Here is a 21,933-nt window from a genome sequence, read left to right on the forward strand (position 1 = left end):
AGGTGTGCTGAACTCTGGCACCCTTTAGTTAGAGCAGCGGTTAGCATTTTAGTATTCTCCAAAAGAAAACAGGGTATCCCGAAGCGATTATCGCTTGCGAGATACCCTGTTTTGTTATGCTATATGGCTGAGCAGTGGGAAGAAAAGAAGTCTTTTAGATGATTGCCTTTAGGATTGCGAATCCATAGGCTGGCATCTTCACGTTCAGCTTGCTGCGTTCTGTGCGCAGTGTTTCGCCTGTAAACAAGTTCTCCCAATCCCGCTCGTCTACGTCAATACGGAAGGTCTGAGCGGTCTCTTCACTGTTGATTAGTACGACAATTGTCTGCAGATCCAGCCGGCGCTCATAGGCTAGCTTGCTGCCTTGTTGTCCTGCCTCAAGGAAGGTAAATGTACCTGTGCGGAGAGCAGGGTGATCGTTGCGTATTTGAATAAGCTGACGATAGAACTCGAAGAGCTCACGATCCTGCTTTTCAGGGTTCCACTCCATGCATTTGCGGCAACCAGGGTCACCTTCACCGTCCATGCCGATCTCGTCACCGTAATAGATGCAGGGAGTGCCCATAAAGGTGAATTGGAACAGTGCTGCTAATCGCATCTTGTTTTTGTCTCCAGCAGCCAGCGTAAGCAGTCGTGGAGTATCGTGGCTGTCCAGCAGATTAAAAGCAACTTCACTTGCCTGCAGCGGATAGCGCGATAACTGTTTGCCAATGGAATTAGCGAATTCTTCAGCATCAAGAGTGCCATGCACAAAGAAGTCAAGGACAGCGTCAGTGAAAGGATAGTTCATAACGGCATCAAATTTATCGCCTTCTAGCCAAGGTGCAGATTCATGCCAGATTTCTCCCAATATGTAAGCCTCAGGATTAGCACGTTTAACCACCTTGCGGAATTCCCGCCAGAAATCATGATCCACTTCATTGGCAACGTCCAGACGCCAGCCATCGATCCCAACTTCTTTGATCCAGTATTCTGCGACTTTCAGTAAGTATTGTTTAACTTCAGGATGTTCTGTGTTTAGCTTTGGCATTAGCGGTTCAAAAGCAAAGGTGTCATAAGTAGGGACACCGTTTTCAATTTGAAGTGGAAACTTGCGAATATGGAACCAATCTTTAAAGGCGGAAGCCTCTCCTTTTTCTTGAACATCCACAAAAGGGGCAAAGGTTCTGCCAGAATGATTGAATACGGCATCTAGCAGGACACGAATCCCACGTTTATGGCAGCTATCGACGAGCTTTTTTAAAGTCTCAATATCTCCAAAATGCGGATCGACTTTCATATAGTCTTCTGTATCGTATTTGTGATTAGTAGTTGCATCAAAGATAGGTGTGAAATAAATAGCAGTGATCCCAAGCTCGTTAAGATGATCTAAATGATCAATAACCCCTTGCAGGTCGCCGCCAAAAAAATTGGTTGGTGTTGGTTCGGAGCCCCATGGCTGAACATTTTCCGGATCAAGGCTCGGGTCACCATTTGCAAAGCGTTCTGGGAAGATCTGATAAAAAACAGCGTCCTTTACCCAGGCAGGCGGAGCAAATACATCAACGCGGTTAATGAAGGGGAATTCGAACAGCTTGTTTGGGTTTTCCGGCCGCACCGTTTGAAAGTCACTTTCGGTCATCCAAATTCGTTCGTTATCTTTTTGAAGTAAGAAGCCGTATTTCAAGCGGCGGTAGAGAGGTACTGAAGCACATTCCCAATAGTCAAACATAGCATCGGAGGTGAAGAGGGTCATGGGAATTAGCTCTTTTGTGGTATCCCAAGCATATTTATCTCCAGCAAAGGCGAACACTTCGGTTAAATCCCCTTTTTTAGCGCGTAGACGCAGGTGAATCGTACTTTCATTATAGGCATAAGACCAATTTAACCGCGGACGATGATACACTGCTTCCAGTAACATGATAAATCCTCCTAAAGTTTTGTTAGCGTTACTTCCTCGAACACTTCGGCAAAACCACATCGAAAGCATAGGCTAAGTTTTGTTAGCGTTACTTCCTCGAACACTTCGGCAAAACCACATCGAAAGCATAGGCTAAGTTTTGTTAGCGCTACTTCCTCGGACACTTCGGCAAAACCGCATCGAAAGCATAAACTATTCCCGGACGATACTCCACAGAGCGCGTGGAATGTAGAATGTCGCTATTGTTATTGGTTGCACAGTTTTTTATGCAACATGCACTAAATCAGTAGCAGAGTAGCACATAACAAAGAGGCACAGCCACCGCGAAATAGCTTGCCCGAGGTTGTACCTTTGATAAGTAACATTGCCTTTTAATTGTATAGAACAGGAGGCAGACAAGAGATGTTGTGCTTCATGCTGGACAGCCTCTTAACGTTTTGGATTATAGCATGGAATAAAAGGGCTTTCAATACTCTTGTTCAAACCATTGCACTAAATTTCACTAAAGTAAACGAGCATTGTGAACGTTAATTTATGAGAAATCTCTTGAAATAGAGAAAATGTGGCATATTAGGGGCAAATAAAATAGATATTCCAATATTAAACACATGAATTATCGACTAATTAAAAGATATCATGTGAAAAATGGAGATATATGCCTATAATGTATATCAATTAATGGAAAATGACCCAATACAGTATATGCAAACGTTTTTAAAAACAATCGTTACTGTTGTATGATGTACTCATGAATGAAGCGCTTTCGTACCTGTGAAATGCAGATACAGAAGGAGCAAGCTAAAAGAAGAACTTTTTTTTTAGCCTTTCTGAAATCGTTTGCGCAGATTGCAGCACTACTATTTTCCATCTTACGTTTTTAAAAATTGGGAGGGGTTAAAGTAATGAAATTGAAAAAAATGATGGTTATCACCGCAGCTTTCTCAATGGCTCTGTCCGTTACAGCATGCGGTTCGAACAACAACAGTACGAATAACGGGGGCAACAACGCAGCAAAAGCTACTAACAACGCTACTACAGAGACTGCAGCGCCAGAGAGCACAGATGCAGCAGTAACAGATGAAATCGTACCTGAAGATGGCGCAACTCTAGTGGTATGGGAAAGTAAAGAAGAAAGACCTTTTGCAGATGAGATTGCTAAACAGTTCACAGCAAAATATAACGTTCCAGTCAAGGTTGAAGAATTGGCACCCCCGGATCAAGTAACTAAGCTTACTCAAGATGGTCCTTCAGGATTAGCGGCAGACGTTATTCTTATCCCTCACGATAACTTAGGTAAAGCGGCAAGCGCGAGCTTGGTTCTTCCTAACGATGTCTTCGGTGAAGAAACAAAAGCTAACAATACTGAAGCTTCGATTATCGGATCTTCGTACGAAGGCGAATTGTATGGTTACCCAAGAGCAGCAGAAACTTATGCATTGTTCTACAATAAATCGCTTGTTAAAGAAGCACCTAAATCATTCGATGATGTTCTTGCATTCAGCAAAACATTCACGGATAAATCGAAAAATAGATATGGAATTATGTGGGAAGTAGGAAACGTGTACTTCAACTACATGTTTATCGCATCCGATGGCGGATACCTCTTCGGTAAGGATGGTACGGATAAAGATGATATCGGTCTTGCTAACGATGGCGCAATTGCAGGACTTAAAGAATTTGTGAAATTGAAGGAAGCATTGCCAATTAAGAGTGGTGATATCAACAGTGATATCAAACGCAGCTTGTTCAACTCTGGTGATGTAGCTATGGATATCACAGGTCCATGGGAGCTTGGAGGATACAAAGAAGCTCTTGGTGACAACCTTGGTATTGCTCCAATCCCTACAGTGAATGGCAAAACAGCAATTACATTCTCTGGTATTAAAATTTTCGCAGTTAACTCGTTTACTCAATATCCGAATGCTGCTAAATTGTATGCGAATTTTGCTTCAAGCAAAGACGCTCAGCTGTTACTGAACAAAACGATTGGTTCGGTTCCTACAAACAACGAGGCGCTTCTTGATCCACAGATCTCTAGCGATCCTTATGTGTCCGTTTTTGCAGAACAAGCTAAGAACTCCCAACCGATGCCTTCTATCCCTGAAATGGGTAACGTATGGAGTCCAGTAAATGCTGCCCTTCCAGAAATTTGGGATAAAAATGGGGATCCAAAAGCAGCAATGGACAAAGCTGTACAACAAATCAAAGATTTGAATAACAGTGCATCTCAATAAGGATCATAATTCACTGTCTTAACAGCATACAGTGAATCAAGCTGCCCGCCGCATGTTTAGCGGCTGGCAGCTTCTTATTTTCACTCGGAGAGGAGAACGGAAGCGAAATGCAACGACATCGCACGAGGGCCGCAATACTGTCGACGATTTTTATGGGATTGGGACAAATATATAACCGCCAATTCGTTAAAGGAATATTATATTTAGCCGTAGAAGCTGTAGCCGTTTTTTATTTTATTGAGAATCTTGCCAACTCCTTATGGGGCATTGTAACACTAGGAGAGAATCCGAGTCGTCTGGTTAAAGTGAAGGGGATCGCCAAGATGGTTACCGGTGATCACTCGATTTATATTATGATCCAAAGCTTGATCACCATCCTTATTCTTATTCTATTGATTATCGCGTGGTATTTGAATATCAGAGATGCTTACAAGATTGGAGAAAAACGTGATAACGGTCTTCAGGCAAACACTTTTAAACAAAGTGTTCGTTATATCCTGGATTACAAGTTTGCTCAAGCGTTTCTAGTCTTGCCGGGTATCGGTGTTCTATTCTTTACTATTATGCCTATTATCTTCATGATCCTGTTGGCCTTTACGAACTATTCCGCACCTGATCATCTTCCACCCGCCAAATTGGTGGACTGGGTTGGATTTCAGACCTTTCGTAATTTATTGGTCCTTAAGACATGGAGCCACACTTTTTATGGTGTATTAACATGGACAATTATATGGGCAGTTCTTTCAACCATTACTACATACTTCGGAGGACTGTTGGTCGCTTTGCTGGTGAGTCAGAAGGGCATTCGCTTCAAAGGAATGTGGAGAGTAATTCTGATTGTGCCTTACGCGGTGCCACAGTTAATCTCGCTTCTGCTCATGCGCAACTTATTTAACGGTCAATTCGGGCCTATCAATCAATACATGGGGTATTTTGGATTGGATGGATTACCGTGGCTGACTGACCCATTCTGGGCTAAGGTTACCGTAATTATCGTTAATATGTGGGTAGGTATTCCTGTTTCTATGCTGCTTATCATGGGCGTTCTGACTACTATCCCACGGGATATGTATGAAGCTGCTGAGGTGGATGGAGCATCGGGTTATCAGAAGTTCCGTATCGTAACGTTGCCGATGGTATTATTCTCCACAGCACCAACCTTGATTACGCAGTTTGCAGGTAACATCAACAACTTTAACGCAATCTTCCTATTAACTGGGGGTAGTCCGGTAAATGGTGACTATCAATATGCCGGTTCTACGGACTTGCTAGTAACCTGGTTATACAAATTAACGCTTGATCAGAATAAAAACAACATGGCTTCGGCAATAGGGATTATTATCTTTATCATTGTCGCTTCATTCTCCCTGTACAATTACCGCCGGACGAAGTCATTTAAAGAGGAGGATATGATCCAATGAGCAGAAAAGTCGCGAACATTATTCGCTTAGCAGGTAGTTATATTATCTTGATTGCTTTGTCGATAGCTGCACTCTATCCTGCCCTTTGGATTCTCTTAGCTTCCTTCCGACCTGGTAAATCATTGTACAGCAAAACGTTTATTCCCGAGCAATTCACTTTATCACATTACAGAGAATTGTTCACATCACCCAGCTATATGTTTGGGACTTGGTATGCCAATACCTTGAAAATAGCTGTGTTCTCGATGCTTATCGGGGTAGTTCTTACTTTGTTAACCAGTTATGCCGTATCCAGATTCCGGTTTAAAGCGCGTAAAACAGCGTTATCCACCGTATTGATTCTTGGTATGTTCCCTGGTTTTATGAGTATGATCGCTATTTATATGCTGCTTAAAGAGTTTAATTTGCTGGATACACATATTGCGTTAATTATCGTTTATGCGGCGGGGGCACCGCTGGGTGGGACCTTTATCGCTAAAGGGTTCCTGGATACGATTCCTCGTTCTTTGGATGAGGCGGCTCGAATAGATGGGGCGAGTAATTTCGGGATATTTATGCGGATCATCTTACCCTTGTCACGTCCTATGATCACTTACATGGCGCTGACTCAGTTTGTTGGTCCTTGGGTGGATTTCATTTTCGCCAGACTTATTTTGCGGACGAAGGAGAACTGGACGGTCGCAGTCGGAATGTGGGATATGGTTAACACGAACCAAAACACGAACTTTACCTTGTTCTCTGCGGGTGCGGTTTTGATCTCCATTCCAATTATGATTTTGTTTGTATTCTTGCAACGTCTGCTAGTAGATGGCTTGACAGCAGGAGCTAGTAAGGGGTAAACCCATTCGCTCGCTTCATGCTAATAAATGATCAGGGTACAGCCTTTATACAGAAATGGAGGGCTGTACCCTTATTTCGTCACGGGGAGTGAACTTAATGAAAAAGTCCTGGACTCTATATTTTAAATCTGTTGGAGTTAAACTGTTCGTTATTTTATTTAGTTCTATAGTTCTCTTATCCTCCGTGCTAGGATTGACTTCCTATTTTGCCGCTAAAAATATCATTACGAATGAGGTTGCTGCAGCCTCCACACAATCTGTAGTTCAGGCAGCGGACAAGCTGGATTTTGTGCTGGCAGAGTATGAGGCACTATCAAGGCAGTTTGCACTCGACTCTGTGTTAAAGGGTGATTTAGAAAAAATAAATAGTGGCGAGCTTACAACTGTGGACAAAGCCGGTGCTGAAGATCGGATTCGCAGAAAGCTGGACTTGGTAAAAGGGTCTGATGAGCGGATGTATGGCGTCAGGCTGGTATCCAAGAGCTTGGTAGACTCAGAATCTTATAAGTCTGCTGGCATAAGTGGGATTCGTAGTGATGAAGGCATTTCCGCAAGATTAGAGCAAATTGCCGCAGCTAAAGGAGAGCCAGTCTGGTTTCCCGTTCGTGAGAAAGGCTTTTTTGATGCTTATACTGAGCCATCCTTAACTATGGGGAGATTGCTACGTAATCTTTTACATCCCGAAGCGGAGTATTACATGCTAATCGAAGTGAAAGGGAAGGCCATGACTGAAATGCTGTCTAACCTTCAGATTGGGATGACCGGTGAAATTCGTATCTTGAGTGCGGATGGCAGCATTGTGTATGGTGCGGATCATGCCAAGCTGGGTCAATCCTCTTACATAAAAGTTTCAGAAGAACAAGGGAAAGAGCAAAATCATTCATTTACAGCGGAGGATGAGAACGGAAGTTCTCAGCTTGTTGTATACCAGCCCCTGGCGACTGCCAAGTGGATGCTTATGGGGTATGCTCCTGTCAGTGATTTTACTAAGTCTGCGGACAAGCTTTTATATATCACATTTTCTGTGGTGCTGGCGGCAGCCTTAATAGCACTGCTAATTGGTTATATTCTTGTTCGATTGGTAGGGCGCCCGCTGGGTAAGCTGGCAATCTTGATGGAGGAAGGAGAGCGTGGGAACCTACAGGTACGAACCAATTTCAAGGGCAAAGATGAGATTGGCCGCTTGGGTCAAAGCTTCAACAAAATGATGGAGCAGATCTCCTTACTTGCAAGGCAGAGCGGGAATTCGGCAGATGAGGTCCTCCTTACTTCGGAACAATTAGTACAAGCATCAAGTACAATCTCCCTCCATGCCAGAGAGGTTGCGACCGCTACCGGTGAGATTGCAGCGGGGTCAGCCAGCCTCGCTGTTGAAGCCGAACGCAGTTATCACAATGTTGAGATTATCGGCAACAAAATGAGTGAAGTGACGGAAATAAATACAGTGATGGACCATTCAGCAGAACGGGTCATTGAGGTTAGCAATCAAGGTACAGAGCTGATGAAGCTGCTGGTAGAGCAGAGTGAGTCTACGGTAGAGGTGATCAATCGAATTCAAGATAATTCTACTAAGCTCAGAGAAAGCACTCATTTAATTCGCAGTATACTCAGCCCTATGATTGCTGTGAATAAGCAGACCAATATTTTGGCACTAAATGCTACCATAGAAGCAGTTAGAGCAGGTGCGGCAGGTAGAGGGTTCATAGTGATTGCTGATGAAATCAGGCAGCTCGCTAACCAGTCGAATGAATCGATTCAATCGGTCTCCAAGATCACGGAAGAGATTGGTCTACATATCGAGAACACCGTTAAGGATATCAATGAAGCCGCTCCTAAGTTCCGTGAACAAATCTCTTCTGTAAGAGAGTCGTCAACGATATTCGCGAGTGTCAAAGAGGAAATGGAACATTTCATGAAACATATTAGTGAATCTTCTGCTTCTGTCCTCGAACTGATTGAGTTCCAGCGTCAACTCGGTGAATCCATGGCCAGCGTAAGCTCCATCGTCCAGCAAACCACTGCTTCGACGGAGGAGGTAGCTTCTATGTCATCTCAGCAATTCACGGTTAGTGAGGAATTGGTTGCCCTATCGGAAAAGCTGGAGGGCTTGGCAGCCGATCTTAAGCACTCTTTGGTTTCTTTTCAAGTATGACAATATTATTCTAATAGAGACGGGCAATTTTCCAATATAATGGAGAGTTGCTCGTTTTTGTTGATTTGATTGCTATCGGACGTTATCTTGTCTTCGAAGTGGCTAAAGAGATACACTTGTATTAAGTAATAAATGAAGAAAGTAGTGATCCATTGACGAACTTAAATCTGAGCCCCAGCGGGAGTCTTTTTCAGCAGGTTTTAATCGAGGGAGATTATAGTCCTCATTTTTTTGCTTACTATTATAAACAGTGGAATAACTACAATATGTCTTACCATCAGCATAATTCAACGGAAATCATGTATTTGATCTCAGGAAGTTGTATCGTAGATGTCCGTCCAAGCTCAGGAGGAGAAGAGAGAGTTCGGCTGAAGCGGGGAGAATTGATCATCCTAGACGCGAATGTTCCGCATAGGCTGATTGTTGAAGAGGGGGCACCTTGTCGGATGCTAAATGTGGAATTTGGCTTCATGGAATATAGAGGGGTTGCACCCTCTGTCGGCAAGCTAGCCCGTGAAGAAACGGCGCTCGCAGAAATGCTGCAGCTTCCTTTTTCCAGTTTAGTAATGCCTGATCCGGAGGAAATCTATCATGTTCTAAAGGGACTTGTGTTAGAGCTTGATCAGAGCGGCGGGAAGGGGGGAAGTATGGTTGATTTATTATTTTGTGAGCTTCTGTTGCGATTATCCAGACTTCGGCAAGAGCAGCTTCATACCAGCCAACAGCCCTCGCAGCTTTATGTGCGCCGGAGCATCGAATTTCTGCATCAGAACTATGACCAGAACATTCAGGTTAAGGACATCGCTGCCGCAGTAAATCTGCATCCCGGATATTTGCATCGAATTTTTAAGAGCCATACGGGTCGGACACTCAGCGATTACTTGAATATGCTGCGAATGGAGAAGGCGAAGATGCTGCTTGGGCAGAGCGACATCCCGATTGCTGAAATTGCAGATTACGTAGGAATTAGCAGCAGGCAATATTTTCACCTTCTTTTTAAAAAATACGCCGATTGCACGCCTGTAGAATTCCGCAATTCCATTGAGCGTCACGCCTGGAGTTATGAAGAGCATGATTTTTAGTAGATAGGTTAGGATTTTTGACACCTTCTTTCAAAAGAGGTCATGATATTGGTTACGCTTTCCTCAGGTCCCTTGCTACAATGGACAGGAACAACCAATTCATTACCGGAGGATGATAACCATGTCATTTAAAGTGTCTTTTATAGGGGCAGGCAGCATTGGATTTACCCGTGGATTGTTGCGGGACTTACTAACTGTACCGGAATTTAAAAATATCGAAGTCTCATTTATGGATATTAACAGCCACAATCTGGAGATGGTCACGGAGCTATGCCAGCGTGATATTAAGGAGAATGGTTTAAATATACAAATTCAGGCGACAACGGATCGCAGAGAAGCACTGAAGGATGCTAAGTACGTATTTTGTACTATTCGGATGGGTGGGCTTGAAGCCTTTGCTACGGATGTGGACATTCCCTTAAAATACGGAGTCGATCAGTGTGTGGGAGATACTCTGTGTGCGGGAGGTATCATGTACGGGCAACGCGGAATTGCGGAGATGCTGAATATTTGCCGTGATATTAGGGAGATGGCAGCACCGGATGTGCTTTTGCTTAACTATTCGAACCCGATGGCTATGCTGACCTGGGCCTGCAATAAATATGGTGGTGTTCGGACCATCGGTCTATGTCATGGTGTACAGCATGGGCACCAACAAATTGCGGATGTGTATGGGCTTAAGAAATCCGAAGTTGATATTATCTGTGCGGGCATCAATCACCAGACCTGGTATATTTCAGCAAGTCATGAGGGGAAGGATCTGACCGAAGGTCTTTTAGAGGCTTTTGAGAAACATCCGGAATTCAGCCGTACGGAAAAAGTGCGCATCGATATGCTTCGTCGCTTTGGATACTATAGTACAGAATCCAATGGACACTTAAGTGAGTACGTGCCATGGTATCGTAAACGCAGTGATGAAATTATGGATTGGATCGATCTGGGGAGCTGGATTAACGGAGAAACAGGCGGTTATCTGCGTGTCTGCACGGAAGGTCGGAATTGGTTCGAGACCGATTTTCCAAACTGGATGAAAGACCCGGCATTGGAGTATACGAAGGAGAATCGCGGGGAAGAGCACGGCTCTTATATTATAGAAGGATTGGAAACGGGACGAGTGTACCGGGGGCACTTTAATACAGTGAACAATGGCGTAATCTCTAATTTACCAGAGGACGCCATTATCGAAGCACCGGGATATGTAGACCGGAACGGGATCTCCATGCCATTGGTAGGTGAATTGCCGCTTGGGCCTGCCGCCGTATGTAACGTGAGCATTTCAGTGCAACGTCTGGCGGTTGAAGCAGCTGTACACGGCGATGATAAGCTGTTGCGTCAGGCATTTATGATGGACCCACTCGTTGGTGCTGTATGTAATCCAAAAGAAATCTGGCAGATGGTCGATGAGATGCTCGTCGCAGGGGAACAGTGGCTGCCTCAATACAGCGAAGCTATTGCTAGGGCCAAGGAACGTTTGGCTTCAGGAGAGCTTATCCCAACGAACGCTAACAACGAGGGCGCTGCTCGCCTGAAGGTGAAGACGGTGGATGAGATGATGCAGGACCGGGAAGCAGCGAACAAAAATGCTGGTGAGTCTGATAAAGGCAAGGATAGAGAGAAGGTTCATTAGGCTGTAGCGTTGAAAGCTTTTTAACTATAAATAACCTCCGCATTCCAGAGTTTGAGATTGGAGGTTATTTGCATGGTGGAAATCTAAGCGGGGAAAAACAAAACAGCAGTCATAGCTTACGATAACAAGCTGACATGGGTGGGGAGTACAAGTTTATCGGTGCCGATCCAAATTGTGAAATTAGGTGTATAGTAGGAGTTATTATGTAACTGAAAAAAGAAAGTTAGTTTAATTTCACTGGCTTATTTTTTAATCTATACCGTAGCGCCGAGCGCTACAGTAATCCCACACAGTTGCCCTACATTCTATGATATTTACGGACTCAGATGAGCAATTTGCCCATCCCCGATACTTGCGGTCCCATATGACGCTATTCGTCCATCCCCCGGTACTTTCGGACCCAGATGACGCTATTTGCCCATCCCCCGATACTTGCGGACCTAGATGACGCTATTTAGCAATTTATCGCCTTTGGAGCGTATTATCGGACCCCAGTGCAGCTATTGCTCAGAATGAGGCTCGTTTTTGGTGTTTTTCATGCCTATAGCAGCTATGGGGTCCGATAGCAATCCAAATGTGCGCTAAAGCTACTTATAAGGTCATCTGTGTCCGAAAGCGCCGATCCCCCAGTAATCCCTCAGTTGCCCTAATATACTACTCTGCGCATCCCTTGATCTTACGGACCCAGGTGACGCTATTCGTCCATCCCTCGATCTTACGGACCCAGATGAAGCGATTCGCCTTAGATGACGCAATTTACGAAGTTTGTTGTTTTGTTCAAGAAGGAGCAACGCCAAAAACGCGGATGTCCCATCAGCCATTTTTGGCTTTTGGGATACCCGCGTTTTGGAGTGGGGGATTAAGAATTAACCGTACCCTTTGGACTAAAGAAGGTCTTCAGCGCCTGATACACTTCTTTTTTGTCTTTAATGACATAATGCATGAATTGTTCATGTTTCAGATGGCGATAAGCTGACATCAAGGTACTGCTTCGATTGTATTGGTTCACCTCACCGTAGCCGAACATATTGCTTCGTTTCAGCAGTTCTCCGATCAGCTTCACGCAACGTTCGTTGTCGGAGGTGAGATTATCCCCATCGGAGAAGTGAAATGGATAAATATTGTACTGCGCAGGCGGGTAGCGGCTATCGATAATTTCAATCGCTCGCTGATATGCCGAGGAACAAATCGTTCCCCCGCTTTCGCCACGGGTGAAGAAATCATGCTCACTGACTTCCTTAGCCTCCGTATGGTGGGCGAGAAAGACAATCTCTACCTTCTCATACTGGCGGCGCAGAAAACGGGTCATCCAGAAGAAGAAGCTGCGGGCGCAGTATTTTTCAAATGAACCCATCGAACCTGACGTATCCATCATGGCAATAATGACCGCATTGGAATGAGGGGTTCTAATATCATCCCATGTTTTGTAGCGCAGATCATCTGGGCTGATACTGTGGATGCCGGGATTGCCGCTGCTTGCATTGCGCCGAAGATTCTCCAGCAGCGTACGTTTTTTATCGATGTTGGACATCATCCCTTTTTTACGAATATCGTTAAAAATAATGGATTTGACCTCGATCTCTTCCTTATTCTTAGGCTTCAAATGTGGTAATTCCATATCCTGAAATAGAATGTCCTCCAGGTCTTCCAGATTGACCTCTGCTTCCACGGTGTCTTGACCGGGCTGATCGCCTGCTTTTTCTCCTTTGCCTGGCTGTGCCGATTGTGAATCGCGCCCAAGCACATCTCCGACCTGGCTTTCTCCGTCCCCCTGTCCTACATGCTTCTGTTTACGGAAGTTATAAATAATCCGGTATTCATCCAGACTGCGAATCGGAACCTTCACAATCTGCTTACCGCCTGACAAAATAATATTCTCTTCGGTAACGAGGTCAGGCAAATTATCCTTGATGGCTTCTCTGACCTTTTGCTGATGGCGTTCCTGATCCTGATGACCTTTACGATGAAGGGACCAATCTTCTTTTGAGACTACGAAGGAAAAGGGACCGGATGATTGCGACAGGATGACCACCTCCCATGGAATATGAATGTTGATTGAAGAAATCTTTTGCAAAGCATATATTTGGATCCCCCGCAAAGTACCTGAGTACGCATAGAGAGCAAAGCCTCACCTTGTGGGGATGTTTTGGGGTTGTAACTAAAGTATATTCATGGGGATGAGGGATATGTGATTTCTTATTCACTGATCTCATCTACGGTCAGCACATAACTGTTAGATTGACTTTCGCCAGAGTAGTCACGTCCATCCATATTGAAAGAGTATTGAGCATTCACGGAGCCCTTAAGGAAACGACCCATTACCTGTTCACTTACCTGGACAAAATAATGAATGTTAACCATAGATGCAGCATTAACTACCCCCAGCGGCAAGGTGCCGGCAAATGAAGATTGTGGATTCGGAACTCCATCAATCACAATGCTGTTGGGATCAAGAAAACATTTTTCCGGGGTTAGCCGATTCAGAGATATTTCCGCAGGCCAATTTCCGCTATTGGTTAGTGAGATCCAGCATTGGACTCGCTCTCCTGCTTCTACAATAGTTGGTTTTGCATGGACTACGAGTGAAATGACAGGTGTGACTACTAAGGTGGTAACTGTATTGGAACGAGAGGTTTGTCGTACGGTCCGTCCGTCTGGAAGCACAAAGGTATACTGAACACTACCATGGTTTTGTACGGCTGCGATTTCATGAATGTTAATGGCTGCAGGTATACTCACTTGAAATACTACAACTGCTGTAGTTCCGCCTCTTAAAGTACCTAACTGGATGCCTTCCGCTGGTCGTGCACCTTTTTGCAACACTCCATTTAAGAGAACACTATCCCATACGAAAAGAGTACCTGAAGGTATAGCATCTGTTAGGACTGCATTTACAGCCAGATTCCCGTTGTTCGTTACCGTAAGCTCATATCTCAAATTATCGCCCGGAGCTGCTGTAACATGATCCACTTTTTTACTAATGTTGACCCCCGCTTGGACAAGTGAGACAACCGCAGTGTTACTTTCGGTCATAATTGTATGCTCATCGACTGAATAGGTGACAACCGCGTTGTTGGTTAAGGCCAACGAGGGAGAAAACTCTGTTACTCGGACACGAAAAGTAATATCAACGCTTAGGTCTGTGTCCAGCGAACCGAGTAATATCCCCTGCGCCGGGTCCGATTCTGGGTAATAAATCCCACCTGCAATGACACTCCCCGGTATAAACACCGCCCCGTCCGGAATAGAAATTATTGCGTTGATTTGAGTTAAAAGGCTGTTGCCTTCATTTGTAAGCCGCAAGGTGTAAGTGACTACATCCCCTATAAAAGAAGTCGGAGTACTTGCAGACAAGGAGGTCGAGAGCTGGTAGGAGCGTAAAGAAACCAGTACAGAGTTAGACGCAAGCTCACCCTTAACGGTTCTTCCCTCCGGAGTGGAAAAAGAAAAACGGCCTAGCGCTTTATTTTGCAGCACTAGGGAAGACGGCAGGGAAATGATGACGACTTGAAAGGCGATGCTCACTTGACTCTGCGGTGCAATAGAACCAAGGGGGATGCCTGAAGACGGTGTAGCCCCCGGAAGAGGCACACCGTCTCTGAGCACACTGTTGGAAATAAAGGATACACCTTCTGGAAGAATGTCAAACACCGTCAAAAAAGCATCTGTATTTCCATTATTACTGGCTGTAATGGTATACACCAAAGTGTCGCCTAAAGAGGCGTGGAGTTTATCTGTACTCTTCAGCAATGAAAGCACGGGGCCCACGACCGGGGTGTTAACGGTATTGGAATAGACAATTCCGTCAACACCCGCTGCCGAATTGAAGAGTACCATGGATTGATTGGTTACGACAGGTTGGGTACGTGAGCCGGGAATCATAACGCTACTACCTGAACCTGGAAGGTAATGGTTGAAGAAGCACCTGCAGCAATTGTACCAATTACGATTCCCGAAGCCGGACTGCCACTAGGACGAGGGGCTCCATCTACGGTAATACTTCCCGTTACGAACTGGCTGCCAGCTGGAATAGGGTCAACCATGATGACGTTATTGACTGGTGAAATCCCTAAGTTGGTGACAACTATCGTATAGGTAATGATATCGCCAACAACCGCATCAATAGAAGTAGTGCTCTTAACCACACTTACGTCCGGAGAAGATACAGGGATAATGAGGACGTTTGAGACAGAGGAGCCCGTGAGTGAACGTCCATCTGGCGGTGTGAATGTGAAATTTGCTGTAGCTTGATTGACCAACTGCTGCGGTGAAGGCAGGGACGCAATAGTAACCTGTAAGGTAATCGTTACTGTTACTGTACTTCCCGGAGCTACCGCCCCAATGCTTAAGCCAGTAGATGGATCTGATCCTGGTTGTGGTACCCCATTCACGAGCACGCTGTTTGGAACAAAGACAGCTCCGTTCGGAATGGTATCGGTAATAACTACATTTGCTATGAGGTTACCAGTATTCGTCACATTTAAGGAGTAAGTAATCGTATCTCCGACAGTTGCGGCGGTTCTGTCCGCCCCTTTGACAACTACAATGATAGGTTGATATACCAGAATAACAAGTGTATTTGAGAAAGAAGATCCTGAGAATGCGCCGGAGGTGAAACTGACGGAAGCCTGATTACTAAGCGTTGCAGGATTAGGAAGCACATTGACAATCGTGTTGAACGAGACTTGGAAAGATGCTCCCGGTGCAAGTGTACCGAGCGAGATCCCGTTCGCTGGGTTGGCGCTAGGGCGTGGAGTGCCATCTACGGTCACACTGCCAGCGACAAAGCTAGAGCCTGCAGGTATTGGATCACTGAGGTTAACGTTACTGATATTTGCTATTCCGCTGTTGGTAACAGTGAAGTTATAAGTGATGGTATCCCCAACAACGGCATCGGTAGCTGTCGAAGATTTAGTGACGATAACGTTCGGTGAGGATACTGAGATTGTTGTTGTATTGGAATTGATCGAATTGTTAAATGTCCGTCCATCTGGAAGTGTGTATGCAAACGCGACGGAAGCTTGATTGAGCAGCTGTTGGCTTGCCGGCAATGTTGTGATAAGCACTGAGAACATTACAGACAGGCTTCCATTCGCGGAGATTACCCCCAGTGAGATCCCGGCAGCTGGGTCTGCTCCTGGAGCAGGAGCGCCTTGAATGAGTACACTGTTTGGAATAAACGTTGTACCCGCTGGAATGGTGTCACTCAGGGTTGCTAAAGCTCCGTAGTTACCTGTGTTGGTCACATTTATAGTATAAGTAATCGTATCCCCAACGGTAGCATTGACTGAATTGGAGCTTTTTGCTGCTGCAAGGATAGGCAGATAGACAGGCGTCGTGACGATATTTGAGAAGGCTACATTTGAGACAACACCTGAGGTGAAGCTGACTGTTGACTGATTATTTAACAATCCAGTAGGCGGCAGTGAAACTACATTTACGGTAAAAGCAACAGTTACGGTTACACCGGGTGCTATGCTGCCTAGGGTCACTCCAATAGCTGGGCTAACTCCTGTGCGAGGCACACCGTCCACAAGCACGCTGCCTGTCACAAAGGTGGTGCCGGCAGGAAGGGCGTCTGTGAAGACCACATTATTTACAGTGGCAATCCCGTTATTAGTTAAAGCTATGGAATAAGTAATAGTGTCACCGACTGTAGTTGATGTTGTGGTTGTAGTTTTAACTACAGCAATATTAGGTGAGGAGACCGGAATAGTGACGGTGTTAGAGAGTGCAGACCCATTAAGTGTACGTCCGTCGGGTAAGGTGAAGCTGTATGCTGCGGTTCCTTGATTGACCAGTTGCTGAGGACTAGGCAATGAAGTGATGTCAACCGTGAAAATGACTACGGTCGTTCCTCCAGGCTGTATTATTCCAGCTGCAATTCCGGTGGAAGGATCCGCTTGCGCTAAAGGGAGGCCGTTGATGAGCACACTATTCGGAACGAAAGTGGTACCTGCGGGAATATTATCCGTCAGTGTTAAATTAGCAGCATAGTTTCCTGTGTTACTCACTGTCAGTGTGTAGCTAACGGAATCGCCAACCGTGGCATTGGCTGTACTAGCACTCTTGACTACGGCAATGTTCGGCTGGAACACAGGGACTGTAACAGTATTAGAAAAAGTGGAGCTTGAAATAACGCCTGAAGTGAAGGTAACGGATGCCTGATTGATGAGTGAAGCTGTAGGAGGGACGGAGATAACAGTAACACTGTAGGTAACCAGCGCTGATGCACCAGCTGCTAGAGTACCGATAGATATCCCCGAAGCAGGATTCAAGTTCGGGAATGGAACTCCGTTGACAGACACGCTGCCTGTTACAAAAGTACTCCCTACCGGTGTAGGATCATTGAGTAAGACGCTAGTAACAGATTCTATACCATTATTAGTTATATTGACGTTGTAAGTGACCGTTTCACCAACAGCAACTGATGTTGAAGTAGTGCTCTTGGTAACGACAATGTTAGGAGCAGAGACTTGTAAAGTTACAGTGTTAGACACCGCAGTCCCAGATAACGGTCTACCGTCAGGCGGAGTAAAGGTAAAGCTTGCAGAAGCCTGATTACTAATCTGCTGAGGTGTTGGCAGGGAGATGATATCAACGGTGAAGCTGACTGCAATACTGGCACCAGGAGCGACATTTCCTACAGCTATCCCTGTATCAGGGGCTGATCCGGGTTGAGGCATGCCACCTACAATGACACTATTAGGAACAAAAACTGTACCTGCTGGAATGTTATCAGTTAGCGTAAGATTTGCAGCCAGATTACCTGTGTTGCTAACAAGCACTGTGTAGATGACAGAATCACCGACAACTAAAGCATCGAAATCGCCGTCTCCATCAGCGGCACTTTTTAATAAGGAGATTTGGGGCTGAATAACTGGTGTAGTTGTGATATTAGATGAAGAAGAACCGGAGAATACACCGGATGTAAAACTGACAGACGACTGATTGTTAATCTGTGATGGTATCGGCATTGTTATCCTCACCTCGAATGTTACGGTAGCTGTGGCGCCAGGGCTCAAACTACCGATTGGAATGCCGGCGGACGGAACTGCTAGCGGCAGGGGAGTGCCACTTACAATTACGGTTCCGGGAATGAAAGCTACATTCTCAGGCAGAGGATCGCTGAGAATGATATTGCTTACTGTTGCAATACTGTTGTTGGTCAATACAGAGGTAAAGGTAAGGATATCACCAGTAACAGCAGTAGCAGCGTTTACGCTTTTTACAACACTGACGTTAGGGGCAGACACTGGGACAGAGAGCGTATTGGACACTACATTTCCACCGAGCTGACGCCCGTCTGGAAGGGTGAAATTATATGTCGCTGAAGCAGAGTTCAGCAATACTTGTGATGGAGGCAGTGCTGTGATCGTGACCAGAAAACTTACGGTGACACTGTCACCTGGAGCGAGCGGTCCTACTGGAATGCCAGTTGCCGGATTATATCCGGGCAAAGGCGTTCCTCCAATAATTACACTATTCGTGTCAAACACGGCTTGGGGTGGCAGGATATCAGTTACTAATAGAGTAGCTGCAATATTCCCGGTGTTGCTGATCAGGATGGAGTATGAGAGAGATCCCCCTACAGATGCCTGTGCTGCATTGGCACTTTTGACCATACTAAGGATGGGCTGAAATACAGGTGTTACTATCGTGTTTGAGAGCGAAGAACCGGTGAACGCCCCAGAGGTGAAGGAGGCGATGGCTCTGTTTGTAAACTGTGCTGGACTTGGCAAGGTAGCGACATTCACTCTAAAAGACACCGTGACAGAGCTGCCCGCGGCGATACTTCCGATTGCTATACCTGTACTTGGGTTAGCCGCTGCTACCGTCGAACCGTTGACAGTCACACTGCCTGCTACAAAAGCTCCCCCCGTAGGAATAAGGTCAGAGACAACGACGTTGGTGACAGCGACGCTGCTTGGGTTGGACACTACGACTGAATAAGTCAGATTTTCTCCAACCGCTACATTAGTCAGGTTTGCAGTTTTGGTTAGTGTAATGTTAGGAGCGGAGACCGGAATGGTTAGGGTATTGGACAGACTGGTCCCGGATAATGATCTTCCACTTGGCAATTGGTAGGTGTAACTGCTGCTTCCTTGATTATTCAAAACAGGTGGAGTAGGTATAGATTGCACAGAGACAAGAAAGGTCACAGGAACAGCTGCCCCTGAAGCTAAAGTACCTAAATTAATCCCCGTAAGTGGAGAGTCAGCAGGTCTAGTAACACCGTTAACAGTTACACTTCCCGAGACAAAGGCACTCCCTGAAGGGATATTGTCGCTCAGGGTTACAGCCGCCCCAATATTTCCAGAATTCTGCACATTTAACGTATAAAGAATATTGCCGCCTACAGTTGCACTGGAAACGTTCGAGCTTTTTGCAATTTGGATTACAGGCTGATACACGGGAGTTGTCGTCGTGTTTGAGACTGAAATGCCAGTAAAAGCACCCGAGCTAAAAGAGGCGCTAGATTTATTCAATAGCTGAGCGGGGCTGGGTAATGAGATAACGTTGACCTGAAAAGTGACGGCGACGGAGCTTCCTGGAGCGATGGTACCGACAGAAATCCCTGTTCCAGGATTAGCTGAGGGTTGTGACACACCGGCGACGGTAACACTTCCGGGGACCAGCGATGTACTCGCAGGGATGGTATCTGAGAGTGAAACGTTGGTAACTGCTGCAATTCCGTTGTTGCTGATTACAGAGGTGTAGAGTAGTATATCTCCGACAGTTACGTCGGCGAATCCAGCGCTTTTGACTACGGTAACATTAGGTGTTCTAACTGGAATAGACAAAATGTTGGACGAGGCAGATCCAGCTACTGTTCGCCCATCTGGAACTTGAAACGTATAAGCGGCGCTTGCTTGGTCGACCAGCTGTGGCGGAGAAGGTAGGCTATTCACGATGACCCGAAATTGAACAGTAGAACTGCCACCGGCGGCAACCGTACCGATAGCAATCCCTGTGGCAGGGTTACCGGCGATAGGATTTCCATTGACGGTGAAGCTACCTGCGACATAAGAGCTGCCTGAAGGAATATTATCTGTAAGTGTTGTTACCGCGCCGATATTTCCTGTGTTAGTGATTTGAAGGGTATAGGTGATCTGATCTCCAACCGTAGCATTGGTAGTACTGGCTGATTTCACAATGTTAAGGACGGGTGAATATACAGGTAAGGTTACTGTATTAGATGGAATGACCCCGGTCATGATAGGGCCTCCGGCTACACTTTGAAATGTAAAGGCAGCATTAGCGGTATTAGCGATATTTTGCGGACTTGGTGGTAATGAAGTGACTTTGGCTTGATATGTAACAGTTATTGAACTGCTTAAAGCTAATGAGCCTAGTGAGATTCCTGCTGTAATATCAAAAGTAGGTCTGGAGACACCAGCAACAACTACGCTTCCAGTTACAAAAGTGGATCCTGCCGGCAGCGCATCTGATAAAACGACACTTGCTGCTCCCGCTGTTCCTGTATTACTGACAGTCACCGTATAAGTTACCGTATCACCGACTATGGGGCCGGCTACATTAGCGCTTTTAGTGAGGTTTATTTTTGGAGCATTGATATCAACCTGTATGGCATTACCGTTGAGTACATAAGCATCGCCTGAGGTGGTTAATTGTAATACGGCTGAAGATTGATTGTTTATCAGCCGTGCGGAGACGTCAACATTGGTAATATCCCAGCCTTGGCGACCACCGATAATGTTGGTTCCTGGATTTCCGTTTATTTGGTTGCGGTTTCCAAAGGTACCCGTTGTGTTTAGGTTACCTGCATCATTGTTAATCTGCGATGCAAAAAAGTTGTTGGCAAAGTTATTAGGTCCCGATAAAGCAACAAGTGTAGCAGAGGTTGGACCAAATAATGCCTGATCCCCCGAACGGTTGGCATCCCCCTCCTGCGCGCTGAATAACGCTCTGCCGCCAAGCGCACCAGTAATGGGTGTGGCAAATCCAGTTATTGTAGTGGATACCGGAGCTGAGTTTGCCTGTACAAGTATTGCACCTGCCCGAAGGGACATATTGCGAAAAGGTAAGGCTGTATTTTGGTAGATTACACCCAGCGTCCAGCCCGCATGGTTGGCTGTAGAATCACTAGGGATAACAATCGTACCCACTACACCGCCAGTGGTGTAGGTGCCGGCACCGCCTTGTTGGATAATGCTGGTCACGTTGGCGGAACGAACATATGCTGATGCACCACCTCCCAAATCGACTACGTTGCTCGTTGCTGAATCAGGAGTAACACTGAATGTAGTGCCGGCAGGGGTTATGAAGGAGACAGGGTTGTTAATGGCCGAACTAAGGTTTACATTTCCGTTAATATAGGTACCGCCCCAGATTAGCTCCGCATACAGTACGGTACTGCCTGAGGGTAGGACCAGTATGGCTGCTGAACTGTTGCTTGTATAAAGACTAGTAGTTCCGCTAGGATAGGTACCAAATGTTGATGAAGTATTAACAGTAGTAAAGCCACCGATGCTGTCTAGTGTCCCTGGCACTCCGATCGTATCGGAGCGGCTAAGTCCAAGCGTGTTGCCGGTAAATGTGATAGCACCGGTCGCATTGATCGTTGCCCGTACGACTAGTGGGATGATTCTCACCTCCTTCGAGGTTGGTTTTGATCAAAAGTGTGCCGTCCTATAACTAGGATGGCACAGTTAAT

The 21,933-nt window shown here is 45.7% G+C and carries 10 protein-coding genes; 6 read left to right on the forward strand and 4 right to left on the reverse strand.

Translation table 11 applies throughout. The features are described from left to right. Positions 1 to 154: 154 nt before the first annotated feature. Entirely contained in the window at positions 155 to 1,900 is a 1,746-nt protein-coding gene (locus tag NSQ50_RS08470; protein WP_036684381.1) for an alpha-glycosidase, read from the reverse strand. A 902-nt stretch (positions 1,901 to 2,802) separates the two neighbouring features. Here NSQ50_RS08470 and NSQ50_RS08475 point away from each other — a divergent pair. The 6 genes from NSQ50_RS08475 (at position 2,803) to NSQ50_RS08500 (ending at position 11,255) form a co-directional block, all read left to right on the forward strand. Continuing rightward, complete coding sequence (locus NSQ50_RS08475) at positions 2,803 to 4,134, forward strand: sugar ABC transporter substrate-binding protein (protein WP_036684378.1); 1,332 nt, start codon at positions 2,803 to 2,805, stop codon at positions 4,132 to 4,134. A gap of 107 nt (positions 4,135 to 4,241) precedes the next feature. Further along, a complete protein-coding gene (locus NSQ50_RS08480) occupies positions 4,242 to 5,555 on the forward strand; it encodes a sugar ABC transporter permease (RefSeq protein WP_036684375.1) in 1,314 nt (437 codons plus the stop codon). Then, on the forward strand, positions 5,552 to 6,394 hold the full coding sequence (locus NSQ50_RS08485) for a sugar ABC transporter permease (RefSeq protein ID WP_036684372.1): 843 nt from the start codon (positions 5,552 to 5,554) through the stop codon (positions 6,392 to 6,394). The genes NSQ50_RS08480 and NSQ50_RS08485 overlap by 4 nt, the downstream gene beginning before the upstream one ends. A 97-nt stretch (positions 6,395 to 6,491) precedes the next feature. After that, positions 6,492 to 8,546: a methyl-accepting chemotaxis protein gene (locus tag NSQ50_RS08490; RefSeq protein ID WP_051491335.1), complete on the forward strand. Its 2,055-nt coding sequence runs from the start codon at positions 6,492 to 6,494 to the stop codon at positions 8,544 to 8,546. A gap of 152 nt (positions 8,547 to 8,698) precedes the next feature. Beyond that, entirely contained in the window at positions 8,699 to 9,628 is a 930-nt protein-coding gene (locus tag NSQ50_RS08495; RefSeq protein ID WP_094903395.1) for an AraC family transcriptional regulator, read from the forward strand. A gap of 121 nt (positions 9,629 to 9,749) precedes the next feature. Further along, a complete protein-coding gene (locus NSQ50_RS08500) occupies positions 9,750 to 11,255 on the forward strand; it encodes an alpha-glucosidase/alpha-galactosidase (protein WP_038569578.1) in 1,506 nt (501 codons plus the stop codon). A gap of 859 nt (positions 11,256 to 12,114) precedes the next feature. On the opposite strand, the gene yhbH is transcribed toward NSQ50_RS08500, so the two are convergent. The 3 genes from yhbH to NSQ50_RS08515 all read right to left on the reverse strand — a co-directional run bounded on the left by yhbH (position 12,115) and on the right by NSQ50_RS08515 (position 21,871). Continuing rightward, complete coding sequence (yhbH, locus tag NSQ50_RS08505) at positions 12,115 to 13,278, reverse strand: sporulation protein YhbH (protein WP_036684553.1); 1,164 nt, start codon at positions 13,276 to 13,278, stop codon at positions 12,115 to 12,117. A 173-nt stretch (positions 13,279 to 13,451) separates the two neighbouring features. After that, positions 13,452 to 15,137, reverse strand: a complete 1,686-nt coding sequence (locus NSQ50_RS08510; RefSeq protein WP_038569580.1) for a DUF11 domain-containing protein — start codon at positions 15,135 to 15,137, stop codon at positions 13,452 to 13,454. Beyond that, positions 15,134 to 21,871: a DUF7507 domain-containing protein gene (locus tag NSQ50_RS08515; RefSeq protein ID WP_143760510.1), complete on the reverse strand. Its 6,738-nt coding sequence runs from the start codon at positions 21,869 to 21,871 to the stop codon at positions 15,134 to 15,136. The genes NSQ50_RS08510 and NSQ50_RS08515 overlap by 4 nt, the downstream gene beginning before the upstream one ends. Between the last annotated feature and the right edge of the window lie 62 nt (positions 21,872 to 21,933).

It is taken from the genome of Paenibacillus sp. FSL R10-2788, from assembly GCF_038003885.1.
GTDB classification, from domain to species: Bacteria; Bacillota; Bacilli; order Paenibacillales; family Paenibacillaceae; genus Paenibacillus_AQ; species Paenibacillus_AQ odorifer.

What these genes read in the sequence shown, in the direction of transcription:
- NSQ50_RS08485 (WP_036684372.1), top strand. Translation starts at nt 5,552, where the DNA reads ATGAGCAGAAAAGTCGCGAACATTATTCGCTTAGCAGGTAGTTATATT.
- NSQ50_RS08475 (WP_036684378.1), top strand. Translation starts at nt 2,803, where the DNA reads ATGAAATTGAAAAAAATGATGGTTATCACCGCAGCTTTCTCAATGGCT.
- NSQ50_RS08490 (WP_051491335.1), top strand. Translation starts at nt 6,492, where the DNA reads ATGAAAAAGTCCTGGACTCTATATTTTAAATCTGTTGGAGTTAAACTG.
- NSQ50_RS08510 (WP_038569580.1), bottom strand. Translation starts at nt 15,137, where the DNA reads ATGATTCCCGGCTCACGTACCCAACCTGTCGTAACCAATCAATCCATG.
- NSQ50_RS08500 (WP_038569578.1), top strand. Translation starts at nt 9,750, where the DNA reads ATGTCATTTAAAGTGTCTTTTATAGGGGCAGGCAGCATTGGATTTACC.
- NSQ50_RS08470 (WP_036684381.1), bottom strand. Translation starts at nt 1,900, where the DNA reads ATGTTACTGGAAGCAGTGTATCATCGTCCGCGGTTAAATTGGTCTTAT.
- NSQ50_RS08480 (WP_036684375.1), top strand. Translation starts at nt 4,242, where the DNA reads ATGCAACGACATCGCACGAGGGCCGCAATACTGTCGACGATTTTTATG.